At 68.9% G+C, this 12798-nt stretch carries 12 protein-coding genes and 1 pseudogene; 7 read left to right on the forward strand and 6 right to left on the reverse strand.

Annotated features, from left to right (window positions below; translation table 11 throughout):
• Nucleotides 1-124: 124 nt before the first annotated feature.
• From DL519_RS38810 to DL519_RS38820, 3 genes are read right to left on the reverse strand one after another with little or no spacing between them, the layout of a single operon-like run.
• The gene (locus DL519_RS38810) at nucleotides 125-2374 is read right to left on the reverse strand and encodes a transglutaminase family protein (RefSeq protein WP_190822270.1); all 2250 of its coding nucleotides are present in this window, start codon (nucleotides 2372-2374) and stop codon (nucleotides 125-127) included.
• Nucleotides 2371-3624, reverse strand: coding sequence for a DUF58 domain-containing protein (locus tag DL519_RS38815; protein ID WP_190822272.1), 1254 nt, complete (start codon nucleotides 3622-3624; stop codon nucleotides 2371-2373). The genes DL519_RS38810 and DL519_RS38815 overlap by 4 nt, the downstream gene beginning before the upstream one ends.
• Before the next feature lie 2 nt (nucleotides 3625-3626).
• The gene (locus DL519_RS38820) at nucleotides 3627-4640 is read right to left on the reverse strand and encodes an AAA family ATPase (RefSeq protein WP_190822274.1); all 1014 of its coding nucleotides are present in this window, start codon (nucleotides 4638-4640) and stop codon (nucleotides 3627-3629) included.
• A gap of 609 nt (nucleotides 4641-5249) precedes the next feature.
• On the opposite strand from DL519_RS38820, the gene mraZ reads away from it, so the two are divergent.
• The 4 genes from mraZ to DL519_RS38840 all read left to right on the forward strand — a co-directional run bounded on the left by mraZ (nucleotide 5250) and on the right by DL519_RS38840 (nucleotide 9617).
• Nucleotides 5250-5681 (forward strand): division/cell wall cluster transcriptional repressor MraZ, encoded by a 432-nt coding sequence (gene mraZ, locus DL519_RS38825; protein ID WP_168584823.1) that lies wholly within the window; start codon nucleotides 5250-5252, stop codon nucleotides 5679-5681.
• Between the two features lie 219 nt (nucleotides 5682-5900).
• Entirely contained in the window at nucleotides 5901-6920 is a 1020-nt protein-coding gene (gene rsmH, locus DL519_RS38830; protein ID WP_190822276.1) for a 16S rRNA (cytosine(1402)-N(4))-methyltransferase RsmH, read from the forward strand.
• A 22-nt stretch (nucleotides 6921-6942) separates the two neighbouring features.
• Nucleotides 6943-7764 (forward strand): hypothetical protein, encoded by an 822-nt coding sequence (locus DL519_RS38835; protein ID WP_190822278.1) that lies wholly within the window; start codon nucleotides 6943-6945, stop codon nucleotides 7762-7764.
• Entirely contained in the window at nucleotides 7764-9617 is a 1854-nt protein-coding gene (locus DL519_RS38840) for a peptidoglycan D,D-transpeptidase FtsI family protein (protein WP_223840036.1), read from the forward strand. The genes DL519_RS38835 and DL519_RS38840 overlap by 1 nt, the downstream gene beginning before the upstream one ends.
• A 168-nt stretch (nucleotides 9618-9785) precedes the next feature.
• Here the strand turns inward: DL519_RS38840 and DL519_RS38845 are convergent, their stop codons facing one another.
• The 3 genes from DL519_RS38845 to DL519_RS38855 all read right to left on the reverse strand — a co-directional run bounded on the left by DL519_RS38845 (nucleotide 9786) and on the right by DL519_RS38855 (nucleotide 11269).
• On the reverse strand, nucleotides 9786-9974 hold the full coding sequence (locus DL519_RS38845; RefSeq protein ID WP_397545019.1) for a DUF397 domain-containing protein: 189 nt from the start codon (nucleotides 9972-9974) through the stop codon (nucleotides 9786-9788).
• On the reverse strand, nucleotides 9931-10812 hold the full coding sequence (locus DL519_RS38850) for a Scr1 family TA system antitoxin-like transcriptional regulator (RefSeq protein ID WP_190822284.1): 882 nt from the start codon (nucleotides 10810-10812) through the stop codon (nucleotides 9931-9933). Before DL519_RS38850 ends, DL519_RS38845 begins: the two co-directional genes overlap by 44 nt.
• A 229-nt stretch (nucleotides 10813-11041) precedes the next feature.
• Nucleotides 11042-11269, reverse strand: a complete 228-nt coding sequence (locus DL519_RS38855; protein ID WP_190822286.1) for a hypothetical protein — start codon at nucleotides 11267-11269, stop codon at nucleotides 11042-11044.
• Between the two features lie 221 nt (nucleotides 11270-11490).
• Between DL519_RS38855 and DL519_RS38860 the strand changes: the two genes are divergently transcribed.
• The 3 genes and pseudogenes from DL519_RS38860 to tnpA all read left to right on the forward strand — a co-directional run bounded on the left by DL519_RS38860 (nucleotide 11491) and on the right by tnpA (nucleotide 12663).
• A complete protein-coding gene (locus DL519_RS38860; RefSeq protein WP_190822288.1) occupies nucleotides 11491-11745 on the forward strand; it encodes a hypothetical protein in 255 nt (84 codons plus the stop codon).
• Complete coding sequence (locus DL519_RS38865; RefSeq protein WP_190822290.1) at nucleotides 11733-11906, forward strand: hypothetical protein; 174 nt, start codon at nucleotides 11733-11735, stop codon at nucleotides 11904-11906. Before DL519_RS38860 ends, DL519_RS38865 begins: the two co-directional genes overlap by 13 nt.
• A 352-nt stretch (nucleotides 11907-12258) precedes the next feature.
• Nucleotides 12259-12663, forward strand: a pseudogene (tnpA, locus tag DL519_RS38870) (IS200/IS605 family transposase).
• Nucleotides 12664-12798: the final 135 nt, after the last annotated feature.

The following is a 12798-nucleotide window of genomic DNA, read 5'->3' on the forward strand; positions in this document are numbered from 1 at the left end:
TGGCGGTGCGGGTAGCAGAACGTCGGAGGCCGCCTTCGGTGCTCCAAACAGGCAGCTCAAAACCGCCTCCAGAGCAGCCTGCAAGCGCCTAAAAGCACACCGGTCTTCGCGGAATGCCTTGGCATCACCGGTTGGCGTGGCGGAGCTGCAGCACCGAGCGCGGGAACAGGCGCGAGCGCCAGTCCAGTGGCGCTGCGCGGCCCAGGCTGTCCAGCACACCGTGCAGCGTCTCCGGGAGCGTCGCCTCCGGCTCCTGCCCCGCTGGCGCGTACCACTCCCGCTCCACCGCCACCACCAGTGCGCGCATCGCCTTGGCACCGGATTCGTCGAGGCCATGATCGTCGATGAAGCCCGTCGCGATGCGTCGCGCGGTGTCGGTGGCCGCCGGTCGGGTCCCCCGGTCCTGGAACTCGTCCAGCACCTCTCGCCACGCGATCCCCGCAGCACCTTCCGCGCCTTCGGCGACCGCGCGTCGTCGCCGCCTCCTGCGCACCTCGCGCACCAGCGCGGGCGTCACCAGCAGCACCAAGCCGAGCACGAGGACGCCGATCGTGATCGGCCACGGGTTCGTGCCCTCCGTTTCGCGCGGCGTGCGCGCCGCGCCGACATCGGCGCCGTCCGGGTGCGCCGACCCGGGCTGCGAACCGGCGGTGGGCGGCGTGCTCGGCACCGGCTGACCCGGCACCTGTGCTTGCGGCTGCGACGGGTTCAGCTCGCTATTGAGGAACTCCGGCAGCGCGGTGCGGCCGTCACTCAGCGGCGTCGGGTCGAAGGTCTGCCAGCCCCAGCCCGGGAAGTACGCCTCGACCCAGGCGTGCGCGTCCTCGGTGGTGACCACCCGCTCGTCGCCGTCGCGGTAGCCGGGGGTGAAGCCGATCGCCACCCGGGACGGGATGCCCACGGCGCGCAGCAGGGCCGCCATCGACGAGGCGTACTGCTCGCAGAACCCGCGCTTGCCGCGGAACAGGAAGTCCGACAGGGCGTCGCTGCCGGTCGCCGGGGCGGTCTTCAGGTCGTAGCGGAAACCGTTCGACGGATCGGTGAAGTACCGGTTGAGCGCGACGGCCTTGTCGAAAGCGGTGGGCGCGTTCGCGGTCAACCGCCTGGCCAGGTCGGCCACCTGGGGCGGGATTCCCGCGGTGTCCAGGTAGGACGGGGCGATCGGCATCGGGCCCTGGGCTTCGCGCAGCTGGTCCGGGGTGGGCCGCTGGACGAGGAACTGCTCGACGTAGGGGCGGCTTTCCTGGCTGGTCTGGGTGAACACGATCCCGGCGGCCGGGTCGTAACGCCAGTTGGTGCCCATCCCGGAGACGAACAGCGGGATGCCGAACACCGGCAGCCACGGGTCCCGATAGCCGATTGGCTGGATCTCGACCCGCTCGCTGTCGCCGAGCATGATGCCGGTGCCCTCCGGCAGCGCGAGCTTGGCGTTGGCGTCGACGCCCTGGGTGAGGCCCTCCAGCTCCCAGCCGCGTTCCGGGTCGAACTTCCGCAGTGTCATCGCCCGCAGGTAGGTGCCTTCCCGCAGGCCGCGAACCCGGAAAAGCTCGACGACGCGGTCCCGGTTGAGCTGGCCGCGCAGCGACGTGAACGGTTGCAGCCCGATTCCGTCGGTGCCGCCGAACTCCTCCGGCACCGCTCCGGGCAGCCGGCCCTCGGTGCCGACCCCGCTGAACACCATGCCGGTGAGCAGCGCGATCACCCCGGCGGTGCCGGCGATCGCGCCCGTGGTGCGGCCGAACAGGGTCTGCGCGACCTGGCTGCGGTCTTCGTGCCGGCGCCACCTGCGATGCTGCCCGCCCGAGGCCAGCAGCATGGCGTAGCCCAGCGCCCCGGCGACGAAGGACCACCACGGCAGCATGTTGTCGGCCAGCGACGCGGGGATGGCGAAGACGCACAGCAGCAGCAGCCCGGCCACCGCCGGGCTGCGGTAGGTCACCACGATGAGGTCGACGACCAGCGCGACCAGGCCCAGGCCGAGGCACACCATGGCCTGCAAGGCCGGTTCGGCGGGCACCGGCGGAACGCCGGTGCGCACCAGTTCGGAGGCGTCGCCGAGCAGCTTGCCGAGATCCGCGATCGCCGCCGGGCCCGGCAGCAACCCGAGGATCGCACGCTCGGCGAACTGCGCGGTCAGGACCAGCAGCAGGCCGACCAGCTGGATGATCACGGTGGCCGCGACCGGCCTGCGGAACCGCCGGCCCAACGTCCCGATCGCGGCGACGGCCACCACGGTGACCATCGCCGGGAAGACCCACCGGCCGTCGGCCAGCACGCCCGCGAACGCCGTCGACGCGCACAGCACGGACAGTGCACCGGCCGCGGTCGCCACCAACGACGTGTCGATGGCGGCGGTCGTCCGGTTCGCGGTCACGTCACGACCTCCGATTCGGGTGCCGTGGTCTCCCGGCAGAGCCGCTGCCAGCCCTCGGCGATCGAGGCCCGGGGGCCGCCCACGATGACCACGGTCCAGCCGGCCGCGCGCAGCCGCCGGGCGGTCTGCCGCGGGTCGAAACCTCCGCCGTTGTCCCCGTTCCAGGCCCCGACGTCGAGCAGCAGCGCGAGGCTCCGAGTCTCTTGTGGACGGAGCTTGGTCAGCTCGGTGACCGCTGCGGTGGTCGTTTCGCCGAGGACCGCGATGAGCTCGTGGCCGCCGCCCGGATCGCGGGTGGCCACCAGGTCGCGCTGCGGCGAGCTGCGCACCGCGGCCAGCGAGTCGAGCACCGCATCGTCGTCGTGCCCGCCGTCGGACGGCCCGGCGCCGCCCGCCAGCACGTGCCCGTCCTCGGTGACCAGCCGGACCTGCTGGCCGCTCCGGTGCAGGTGCAAGCAGATGCTGGCGACCGCGGAGATCGCCCACTCGACGCTGCTCCCCGCGCCGCTGCCCCGGTGCGCGGCCGACCGCCGGTCCAGCAGCACCGTGACGCCGCCGTGCCAGGGGCGTTCCTCGACGCGCACCATCAGCTCGTCGCGGCGCGCGGTGGACTTCCAGTGCACGCGCCGGATGTCGTCGCCATGCCGGTACTGCCGCACCATCGCGTCGTCCTCGCCGTGCCCGGAGCGCAGGCGCGTAGTGCCGTCGTCGCCGGTGCCCAGCCCGGAACCGGCGGGCAGTCCGGTGAGCGGGAAGACCTTCGGCACGGCCACCAGGCGGCTGCGGTCGGCGAGCTCCCGCTCGAACTCGGAAAGCCCGAACGGATCGCCGATCCGGGTGCGCAGCGGCCCGATGTGGTGGATGCCGCGCAGCGTCGGCGTCACCTCGTACTCCAGGAGCGTGCCGCCGTGCCGGGGCACCGCGTCCAGCCGGAACCGCGGCCGCCCGCCGAGCGCGTGCGGGGTGTTGTCCTCCAGCACCAAACCATCGACCGGGAGCCGTCCACTGCCGGTGACGTGCAGCTGGACGGTGGCCTCGGAGCCGACCGGGATCCGCGGCGGCACCACTTGCCGGCGGGCGGCGATGCCGAACCGGATGCGGCTGGACAGCAGCAGCGCCAGCAGCGGCAGCGCGATCACGAACGCCGACACGCGCAGCAGATCCCGTTCGTCCAGCACGAGAGCGCAGATGCAGGCGGCCGCGCCCGCTGCCAACAGGCAGCGCCCGCGGATGGTCAGCCCGGAGAGCACGACTACCTGCGTTCGCTGTCGCTGTCGCCGCGCGGCACCGGGATCCGGTTGAGCAGCTGCCATACCAGGTCCGAGGCCGAGCGGCGCGCGGCGCGCGCCTCGCTGGTCAGCACCAGCCGGTGGGCCAGCACCGGGACGGCGATGGCCTGGACGTCGTCCGGGACGACGAATTCGCGTCCGGCCAGCGCGGCCTGCGCCCGGGCGGCGCGGACCAACTGCAGGGTCGACCGGGGCGAAGCGCCCAGCCGCAGCTCGGGCAGCTGGCGCGTCGCGGTGACCAGGTCGATCACGTAGCGCCGGATCTCGGTGGACAGGTGCACCCGGCGCACGGCCCGCAACAGGGCCTGCACCTCGCCGCCGTCGGCGACGGGGCGCAGGTCGCGCAGCGGATCGTGCCCGGCGTGCTCGTCCACCATCGCCAGCTCCGCCTTGGCGTCCGGGTAGCCGATGGACACGCGGGTGGTGAAGCGGTCCCGCTGCGCCTCGGGCAACGCGTAGGTGCCCTCCATCTCGATGGGGTTCTGGGTGGCGATGACCATGAACGGGGCGCTGAGCGGGTAGGTCTCGCCGTCGACGGTGACCTGGTTCTCCTCCATGCACTCCAGCAGCGCCGACTGGGTCTTCGGCGAGGCCCGGTTGATCTCGTCGCCGACGACGATGTTGGCGAACACCGGGCCGGGCCGGAACTCGAAGGACTCGGTCTGCCGGTTGTAGATGGACACGCCGGTGATATCGCTGGGCAGCAGGTCCGGGGTGAACTGGATCCGGCTGACCGTGCAGTCGATGGACCGGGCCAGCGCCTTGGCCAGCGAGGTCTTGCCGACGCCCGGCACGTCCTCGACCAGCAGGTGGCCCTCGGCGAGCATGGTGACCAGCGCGACCCGCACCACCTCGGGCTTGCCGACCAGCACCTGCTCGATGTTGGCGGCGATGCGCTGGATGGTGCTGTGCAGTTGGTCGATGCTCGGCGTCGCGGCGTCGGCCGCGGCATCGGACAGCTGGGTTTTCGGCGTCACGCCACCTCCTGAGCGTTGCGGCGCGCGATCACCCGGTGCGGCGGCGTCGGCTCGCCGGAGCGGTCGCGCATGCAAACCTCCAAAGTCTGCGGCCGGTGGGCGGCTCTGGTGGTCCGCGCCGGCGTCCTCCGGCGAAGCGGCAACGATCGCCTGATCGAGTCCGGCGTGCACGTGCAGTGTGCCAAACCCGGCGATGCCCGGTGGGACACCCGCATCGAACCTCGGCCGAACGCGGCGGACGGCCTCCCCACTTCGCCCCACCGCGGCGGGCCGCCGGGGCCCGAGTCGGGCGGGTCACGAGCATAACTGCGCACCCCGACGGGTTGATCAAGGCTGGGCCAGCCGTTCCCCCACCTCGCCGCCACGCTGTGCTACCAGCGCAAACGGTGCCAATACTGCTGGGGGAACCGTGGCAACTCGTGTTGACGGTGGAGTGAAGTGGGGTACTGTGGGGGAAGGTGGGGCAAACGGGGGTCCTACCACTTCCAATGGCCACAGATCATCGCGTCCAGCGGAAGTACCGGCCCGGTCGTCGTTCAGGGAGTGGGCGCCGTCGGGGCGGGTCCGGGGCCGTCACGCAGGCGGCCTGGGCGGGGGAGGTGGACCGGGATGTTTCTCGGCACCCACCACCCGAAGCTCGACGACAAGGGGCGTCTGACGCTGCCGGCGAAGTTCCGGGAGGCATTGGCGGGGGGGTTGATGGTCACCAAGGGACAGGACCACTGCCTCTACGTCTTCCCGCGCGACGAGTTCGAGCAGATGGCGCGCAAGGTCGCCGAGGCACCGTTCACCAACGAGGCGGTCCGCGCCTACCAGCGGTACCTGTTCGCCGGCACCGACGAGCAGCAGCCCGACGGGCAGGGTCGGATCTCGATCGCGGCGGAGCTGCGGCGCTACGCGGGGCTGGCCAAGGAGTGCGTGGTCATCGGCGCGATCAACCGCCTGGAGATCTGGCACGCGGAGAGGTGGCAGAGCTACCTCGACGAACACGAGGAGAGCTATGCGAAGGCGCAGGAGGAGGTGCTGCCCGGCGTGTTCTGAGCGTTCCGCCGACCGGCGGGACGGGAGTTAAGGGCAAGTGATCCGGGTTTCGTGAGGCCTCGGTCCGCTCGGCTATCGCATGCCTGGTGCATCTTCCCCGGCACCAGGACGCGACGGGCGGGCGGGGACCTGACGGGATCCGGACGACGAGGGGGCTTACCGATGATCGCCACGCGTGGTTCCGCGCGTGGCGATCGGGGTATTCGATCGCGATGTTCAATGAGAACGGGCACGCGGGAGGGAGGGACCGCCGTGGCCGAACAGCGGCATGATCAGGGCGGATCCGCCCGCGACAAGCACGTGCCAGTACTGCTCGACCGCACGCTGGAGCTGCTCGCGCCGGCGCTGTCCCGCGAGGGCGCGGTGGTCGTCGACGCCACGCTCGGCATGGGCGGGCACTCGGAGGCGATGCTCGCCGCGCACCCAGGCCTGACCCTGGTCGGCCTGGACCGGGACCCAGACGCCCTGCGGCTGGCCGGTGAGCGCCTGGCGCCGTACGCCTCCCGGATCCACCTGGTGCACGCGGTGTACGACCAGTGGGCGGAGGTGCTCGACGACCTGGGCATGTCCGAAGTGGACGGCGCGCTGTTCGACCTCGGGGTGTCCTCGCTGCAGCTGGACGAGACCGGCCGCGGCTTCGCCTACGCGCACGACGCGCCGCTGGACATGCGGATGGACCCGGGGGCGCCGCGCACCGCCGCGGACGTGCTCAACACCTACAGCGCGGACGAGCTGGCGCGGGTGTTGCGCACCTATGGCGAGGAGAAGTTCGCGGGCAAGATCGCCGCCGCGATCGTCCGGGAACGCCAGAAGGAGCCCTTCGCCAACAGCGCCCGGCTGGTCCAGCTGCTCTACGACACGGTGCCGGCGGCGAGCCGGCGCACCGGCGGACACCCGGCCAAGCGCACGTTCCAGGCGCTGCGCATCGAGGTCAACGCAGAGCTCGACGTGCTGGACCGCGCGCTTCCGGCGGCACTGGATTCGCTGGCCGCCGGCGGTCGGATCGTGGTGATGTCCTACCACTCGCTGGAGGACCGGATGGTCAAGCGGGCCTTCACCGAGCGGGCGAAGTCGCGGACCCCGGTCGACCTGCCGGTGGAACTGCCGGGACACGGACCGGAATTCCGATTGCTCACCAGGGGCGCCGAGCTCGCCGGTGAGCAGGAGATCGAGGCCAACCCCCGGGCCGCGTCGGTGCGGCTGCGGGCCGCGGAGCGGATCGGTCGGGGGAACGCATGAGCTGCAAGGCGAGGGAGGCGAGATGACTGCACCTACACGCGTCGGCAAAGCCGCTTCGCGGACGGGTCAGGCCGCCCAGAAGTCTGCGCAGAAGAGCAGCCAGAAGTCTGCGCAGAAAACCGGGCAGAAGTCTGCGCAGAAAACCGGGCAGAAGTCCGCCCAGAAGACGACCCAGAAGTCCGGGCAGAAGACCGAGAAGCCGCGGACGCGGTCGGCTGCGGCTGAGCGCGCGTACGCGCGCCGCGAGGAGCGGCGGGAGCGGTCGGCGCGGGAGCCCGCCGCCAGGCGGCCGCGCCAGGTGCGGCAAGGCGTGGAGGAACGGCGTCCGGCGGCGAAGCCGAAGCCGAAGGCGAAGCAGCTGCACGAGCGGGTTTCGCTCCAGCGATTGCCGCTGGTGGTCGTCGTGATGTCGGTGCTGGCCACCGGCTTGGCGGCGACGTTGTGGCTGTCCATCGCGGCGGTCAGCGGCAGCTACCAGCTGCAGCAGGGCGAGGAAAGCCTCAACGCGCTGGGCGAGAGCAAGGAGCGGTTGCTGCGCGAGGTCAGCTCGATGAGCTCGACGCCGGAGATCCAGCGTCGCGCCGAGGAAGCCGGCCTGCGGCCGGCGCCGTCTCCGGCGCGCCTCGTCCAGCAGCCGGACGGCTCGGTGATCGTCGTCGGCGAGCCCAAGAAGGTCACCGCTGCGCAGCCTTCGGCGGACCAGCCGGTCGCCCCGCCCGCGCAGGGTCAGCAACCCCCGGCGGGGCAGCCTCCGGCGGAGAACCAGTCCCCGCAGCAGCCGCCAGCGGACCGGCAGCCGCCAGCGGACCGGCAGCCGGACGCGGCCGCATTGGCGGGCCGCTGATGGCCCGTGGGGCGACCAGCGGCATCAGGAGGCGCACCGCGCGGACCAATGTGGCCGGTAGCAACCGGCGGCTGCTCGTCGGCCGGTTGCTGCTGGTGATCGCGCTCGTGCTGACCGCGGGCAAGCTGATCCAGGTGCAGGGGTTCGAGGCCAGTGCGCTGTCCGAGAAGGCGCAGCGGCAGCGGGCGGCCAGCCAGGTCATCCAGGCCGAGCGCGGGTCCTTCGTGGACCGCAGCGGGAACGTGCTGGCGTTCAGCGGTGAAGCGCGGCAGCTCTACGCCAACCCGAGGCTGCTGACCAAGACCTTCGACGACGAGCACGCCAAGGATCCCTCGAAACCCACGGCGGAGCAGTACAAGAAGGAGGTCGCCCACTACATCCCGCAGGTCACTCAGGGGAAGATCTCCGAGCAGGAAGTGCTCAACGCGCTCTTCAAGGACGTTCAGTTCACCTACTTCGGCCCGCCGATCGATCCGAGCCAGGCGCGGCTGATCACCGAGAAATACCCGCACATCGGGGCCGATTACCGGGGGACCCGCGAGTACCCGGCCGGAGACCTGGGCTCGAACATCATCGGTGCGGCGAACTGGCGGCCGGACGAGCAGAAGCTGAAGGGTCAGATGGGCCTGGAGGCCTCGTTGGATCCGCTGCTGGCCGGCACCGACGGGGCGAAGGTCGCCGACACCGCGATGGGGTCGAACCTCGTCATCCCCGGCACCGAGCGGGAATTGAAAGCGGCGATCCCGGGCTCCGACGTGGAGTTGACGATCGACTCGGACCTGCAGTTCATGCTGCAGCGCGAACTAGCCGACTACGCCCGTCAGGCCAGGGCCCGGAGCGCGAGCGCGGTGGTGCTGGACGCCAAGACCGGCGAGATCTACGCGCTGGCCAACGACAAGACCTTCGATCCACGCGCCGGTTCGTGGGGAGAGAACCCCGGCGCCAACCCGGCGGTGACCACGCCCTACGAGCCGGGCTCGGTGAACAAGGTGATCACCGCGGCCGGGGCGATCGAGAACGGCATCGTCAGACCGGACACCGTGCTGCAGGTCCCGGGCTCCATCAAGGTCGCCGACCGGACCGTCGGGGATGCCTGGGACCACGGCCCGGTCCCGATGACCTTCACCGGCGTGCTGGGCAAGTCCTCCAACGTCGGCACCCTGATGGTCGCGCAACAGCTCGGCGAGCAGCGGTTCTACGACCTGGCCCGGAAGTTCGGGTTGGGCCAGCGGACCGGCAGCGGGCTGCCGGGGGAGAGTGCGGGCAGCCTGCCGCCACGCGAGTCCTGGTCCGGGTCGACGTTCGCGAACCTGCCGATCGGCCAAGGCCTTTCGATGACGGTGCTGCAGATGGCGGGCATGTACCAGGCGATCGCCAACGACGGGGTGCGGGTTCCACCGCACATCATCGCCGCGGAGGTCCGGCCGGACGGCACGCGCGTGGAGCGCCCGCGCCCGGAGGGGGTGCAGGTGGTCAGCCCGGAGACGGCGCACACCGTGAAGGACATGCTGCGCGCGGTCGTGCAGAAGGCTCCGCAGCCCAACCGCGGCACCGGTCCGGATGCGGCGCTGCCGGGCTACCAGATCTCTGGCAAGACGGGGACGGCGCAGCAGATCGACCCGGACTGCCGCTGCTACAGCCAGTCGAAGTACTGGATCACCTTCGCCGGGATAGTGCCCGCGGACAACCCGCGCTTCGTGGTGGGGCTGATGCTGGACCAGCCCGCGTACGGCAGCCCCGAGGGGTCTTCGGCGGCGCCGCTGTTCCACAACATCGGCGCGTTCCTCACCCAGCGCTACCAGATCCCGCTGTCCAAGGAGCAGGCCCCGTTCCAGCTCCTCCAGGCCGGCTGACGGGCGGCTGGCGGACGGGCGGTCAGCGACATGCGGCCGTGAGCGGGTCGTTCTTCCTGTTTGATGACTGCGAAGAACCTTCAGGAAACTGCCATGCAGCCGGATGACTCGGCCACTGACGCCTGGGAGGCAATGATGCCCCGGTACCACGTACCGGGGCATCATCATTCAGTGGTCAAAACGACCGTTCTTCACGGCGCGAACGAACGCAGGAACATCGACCTTAAGCGTGGGACCGTTCGGGTCTTTCGAGTCCCGGATTTGGTCAAGAGTCGAGGTTAATTCGACACAGTCTCCGTTAGGGTTGCTGTGGCTACTTTTGCGCCAGCGTTGTTTGATCACTTGAACTCCAATCATCTGCAATAACTTGCGCGATAAATCGTTTCGAATCGGCAGGGCTCAGGGCGTGTCGACTGATCATTCTAATGGCCGTCCGATACGCCTCAATGTCATCGGAGTTGGTGACGAATGCGCCAGAGCTATAATGTTCAAAGTGCACGAACGGCGGCGCATCCGCGAACTCGTAAAGAACAAATGGGCCAGCGGCGCCGGGGTGCCAACCGACACCAAGAGGAATGACCCGAATCGCAATGTTAGGCTGATCGGCCATTGTAAATAGGTGCCGGAGTTGCTCGGTCATTACCTCGGGCGAAGCCATAGGCTCCCGCAACGCTACTTCGCTAATCAGCGCTTCCAGTCTTACGGGGTCTCTACCGGTGAGCACTTCGCGCCGGGCGATCCGAACTGTGACTCGGCGTTCGATCTCGTGCTTGGGCAGTTCATTAGCTACCGCTAGAGCACGGACGAAATCGGTAATCTGGAGCAGTCCAGGCAGGGTCATGGGTGACCATGCAACTATCGACTTTGCCTCGCGCTCGCTTTCCATCGCGCCTGCCAGTTGTTCGGGCAGGCCGGGTATGCCGACAGCGAGCCAGTTGGGCTCACTCGCTCTCCGCGCAAGCGCGAGAATCCTCTCGCATTCCTCCGGTGTAGCTCCTAGAGCGCCCAAAATTCGGGCCGTAAGCTCTACGCTGGGAACTTTTTTGCAATTTTCGATCTTGGACAGGTTTGATTGGTCGAAGGACAACTTGCGGCCAAGTTCGCGAATACTCATGTTTCGTTCCTGGCGAGCTTGACGCAAAGCAGCGGCTAGCGCTCTGGCGCGCGGTCCGTTGGCTGTAGCCACGCGATCCATCCTTACGTGTGATCGGATGTTGATCGCCCGATTAGGGCAATTGCGAGGTTGTGGTTACCTCACCCACTCTCAAGCCAACGCAGGTCAACCGTTGCAAACCTAGCGTACTTGTTGGGTCAACACTCTTTGGAGGAATCATGCCGGGTGAGGGCATCTTGCCAGTGCCGGAATGCCGAAATGTGGAGGGGCCTCCCGCCGCAGACGTAGTGCGAGCACTCCGTTACCCGCGTCATCCGGCCATCGCCAAAGCATTTCCGGTCACGAGGGAATCCGGTATGCCCGCGCCCACAGCCCCGGCGTATTCGCACCCGACCAGGCGAAATGTCGCCTGCAGCAACGGTTTTCGGTGTCCGGAGAGTGTCTCGACGTGGATCAGCGACGGCCGAGTGATGCTGGCGGCTCCATCGGCCGAGGCGACTTTTATGACGTCGGAAGCCGCCCGCAGGTTGGCCGACAACTTGCGTGACCACGCGGAAGCGATCGACGCCGAACGGACCGCTCTCGCGTTCATCCGGCGCTGAGACCTGCCCGGTCCGTCTCGTGGCTTCCCGGCGGGACGGGCCGGGCACATGAGGCGGGCGGCGCCGTGTCGAGACCGAGCGGTGCCCCCGAAGCGCCGCACGCCCCCTCGGGCTCCGCGCGCCGCCCGCCACCCCACCTCCCACACCGAGGTTGATCATGGCAACACCGCACCCGAGCACGACACCGAACCAGCAGCGCTACTTCTGGCTGCCGGTACCAGACGAGTCCAGCGACTACGGCCTGGCACGCCACGCTTTTGCCGGTACACGCCTGGACGCGGGCGCAGCCGGTGAATCGTTCTGCGGCATCACCTTCGCCTTGGCTCAACCGTCCGAAATAGACTGGATTCACGCCAAAACCTGCCAGGACTGCAGCACGTTGCTGAAGCAGATGAAGGGATGTCCGACGTGATAGCGCCTCTGCACTGGCCCGACGGCACCCCCGTCACCCCCGGACCGGACGGCAGCCTCACGGCCGAGGACCACATCTGGGTGTTCAACGCATCCACCCTCTGGACCCACATCGACCGACAGCTCAGAGACCGAATCATCCAACGCCTTCGCGAGCTGTAAGACCCGGCTCGATCTCGCCGAACATCTCCCGTAACACGCACCGGCGACATCCGGGCGTTGCGGCGTTCCGCCTGCGCTGGATCTGAGCCGAACTCCAGCGACATAGTTTCCTCGTTTTCCTCCTCGTAAACAACTCGGCCCTTAAGGACCGAGCTTTTAAGCGGCTCGGTCCGTAGGGGCTTTGCTTGCGCTCCCGTCTCGCCGCTGGCTGTGATGAGACGGGTCGCATACACACCTAGCCGGTGGGATCGGGCATGTTTACAAATACCCACGCCGAGCGTGCGCGGTCGCGCACGTTGACCCCGGCGACGACGTCAGCGGGTCCAGCGAGACCACACCGACGACAAGAGAAATCGTGGTCTTCACACCGAAGTACCGGCGTGGTCCCTTCACCAGCGACATCCTCACCAGGTGCGAAGAGATCATGCGCGCGGTCTGCGCGGACTTCGCAGCCCAGCTACGCGAGTTCAACGGCGAAACCGACCACGTGCACCTACTAGTGCACTACCCGCCACAGGTCGTCCTGTCTCGCCTGGTCAACAGCCTTTAAGGTGTCTCATCGCGCCGCCTGCGCCGGGAGTTTCCCGAGCACATCCGCAAATACCCGTGGGGAAGCCACTTCTGGTCCCCGTCCTACTTTGCGGGTTCCTGCGGCGGAGCACCGCTGGAGATCGTCAAGGAGTACATCACCAACCAGAAACACCCCAGTCAAAACGGTGTCCCCGGCGCGCAGCGCACCGGGGACACCATGCTCTAGGGATCGCATTCCTCCCGGCCGTGAACAGCCGGGGTTCCTGCGATTAGCTTCGCTGAAAATCGAGTCTGGGAAGTTCTACTTGATCGTCCGCAGCCGCGACGCGGATGAACACGAGTCGCGCTGAACGGCTCAGTC

It is taken from the genome of Saccharopolyspora pogona, assembly GCF_014697215.1.
GTDB lineage: Bacteria > Actinomycetota > Actinomycetes > Mycobacteriales > Pseudonocardiaceae > Saccharopolyspora > Saccharopolyspora hattusasensis.

Coding starts and splice junctions, on each gene's coding strand:
- mraZ (WP_168584823.1), top strand. CDS start 5,250: ATGTTTCTCGGCACCCACCACCCGAAGCTCGACGACAAGGGGCGTCTG.
- rsmH (WP_190822276.1), top strand. CDS start 5,901: ATGAGAACGGGCACGCGGGAGGGAGGGACCGCCGTGGCCGAACAGCGG.
- DL519_RS38835 (WP_190822278.1), top strand. CDS start 6,943: ATGACTGCACCTACACGCGTCGGCAAAGCCGCTTCGCGGACGGGTCAG.
- DL519_RS38840 (WP_223840036.1), top strand. CDS start 7,764: ATGGCCCGTGGGGCGACCAGCGGCATCAGGAGGCGCACCGCGCGGACC.
- DL519_RS38845 (WP_397545019.1), bottom strand. CDS start 9,974: ATGATTGGAGTTCAAGTGATCAAACAACGCTGGCGCAAAAGTAGCCAC.
- DL519_RS38850 (WP_190822284.1), bottom strand. CDS start 10,812: ATGGATCGCGTGGCTACAGCCAACGGACCGCGCGCCAGAGCGCTAGCC.
- DL519_RS38860 (WP_190822288.1), top strand. CDS start 11,491: ATGGCAACACCGCACCCGAGCACGACACCGAACCAGCAGCGCTACTTC.
- DL519_RS38865 (WP_190822290.1), top strand. CDS start 11,733: ATGTCCGACGTGATAGCGCCTCTGCACTGGCCCGACGGCACCCCCGTC.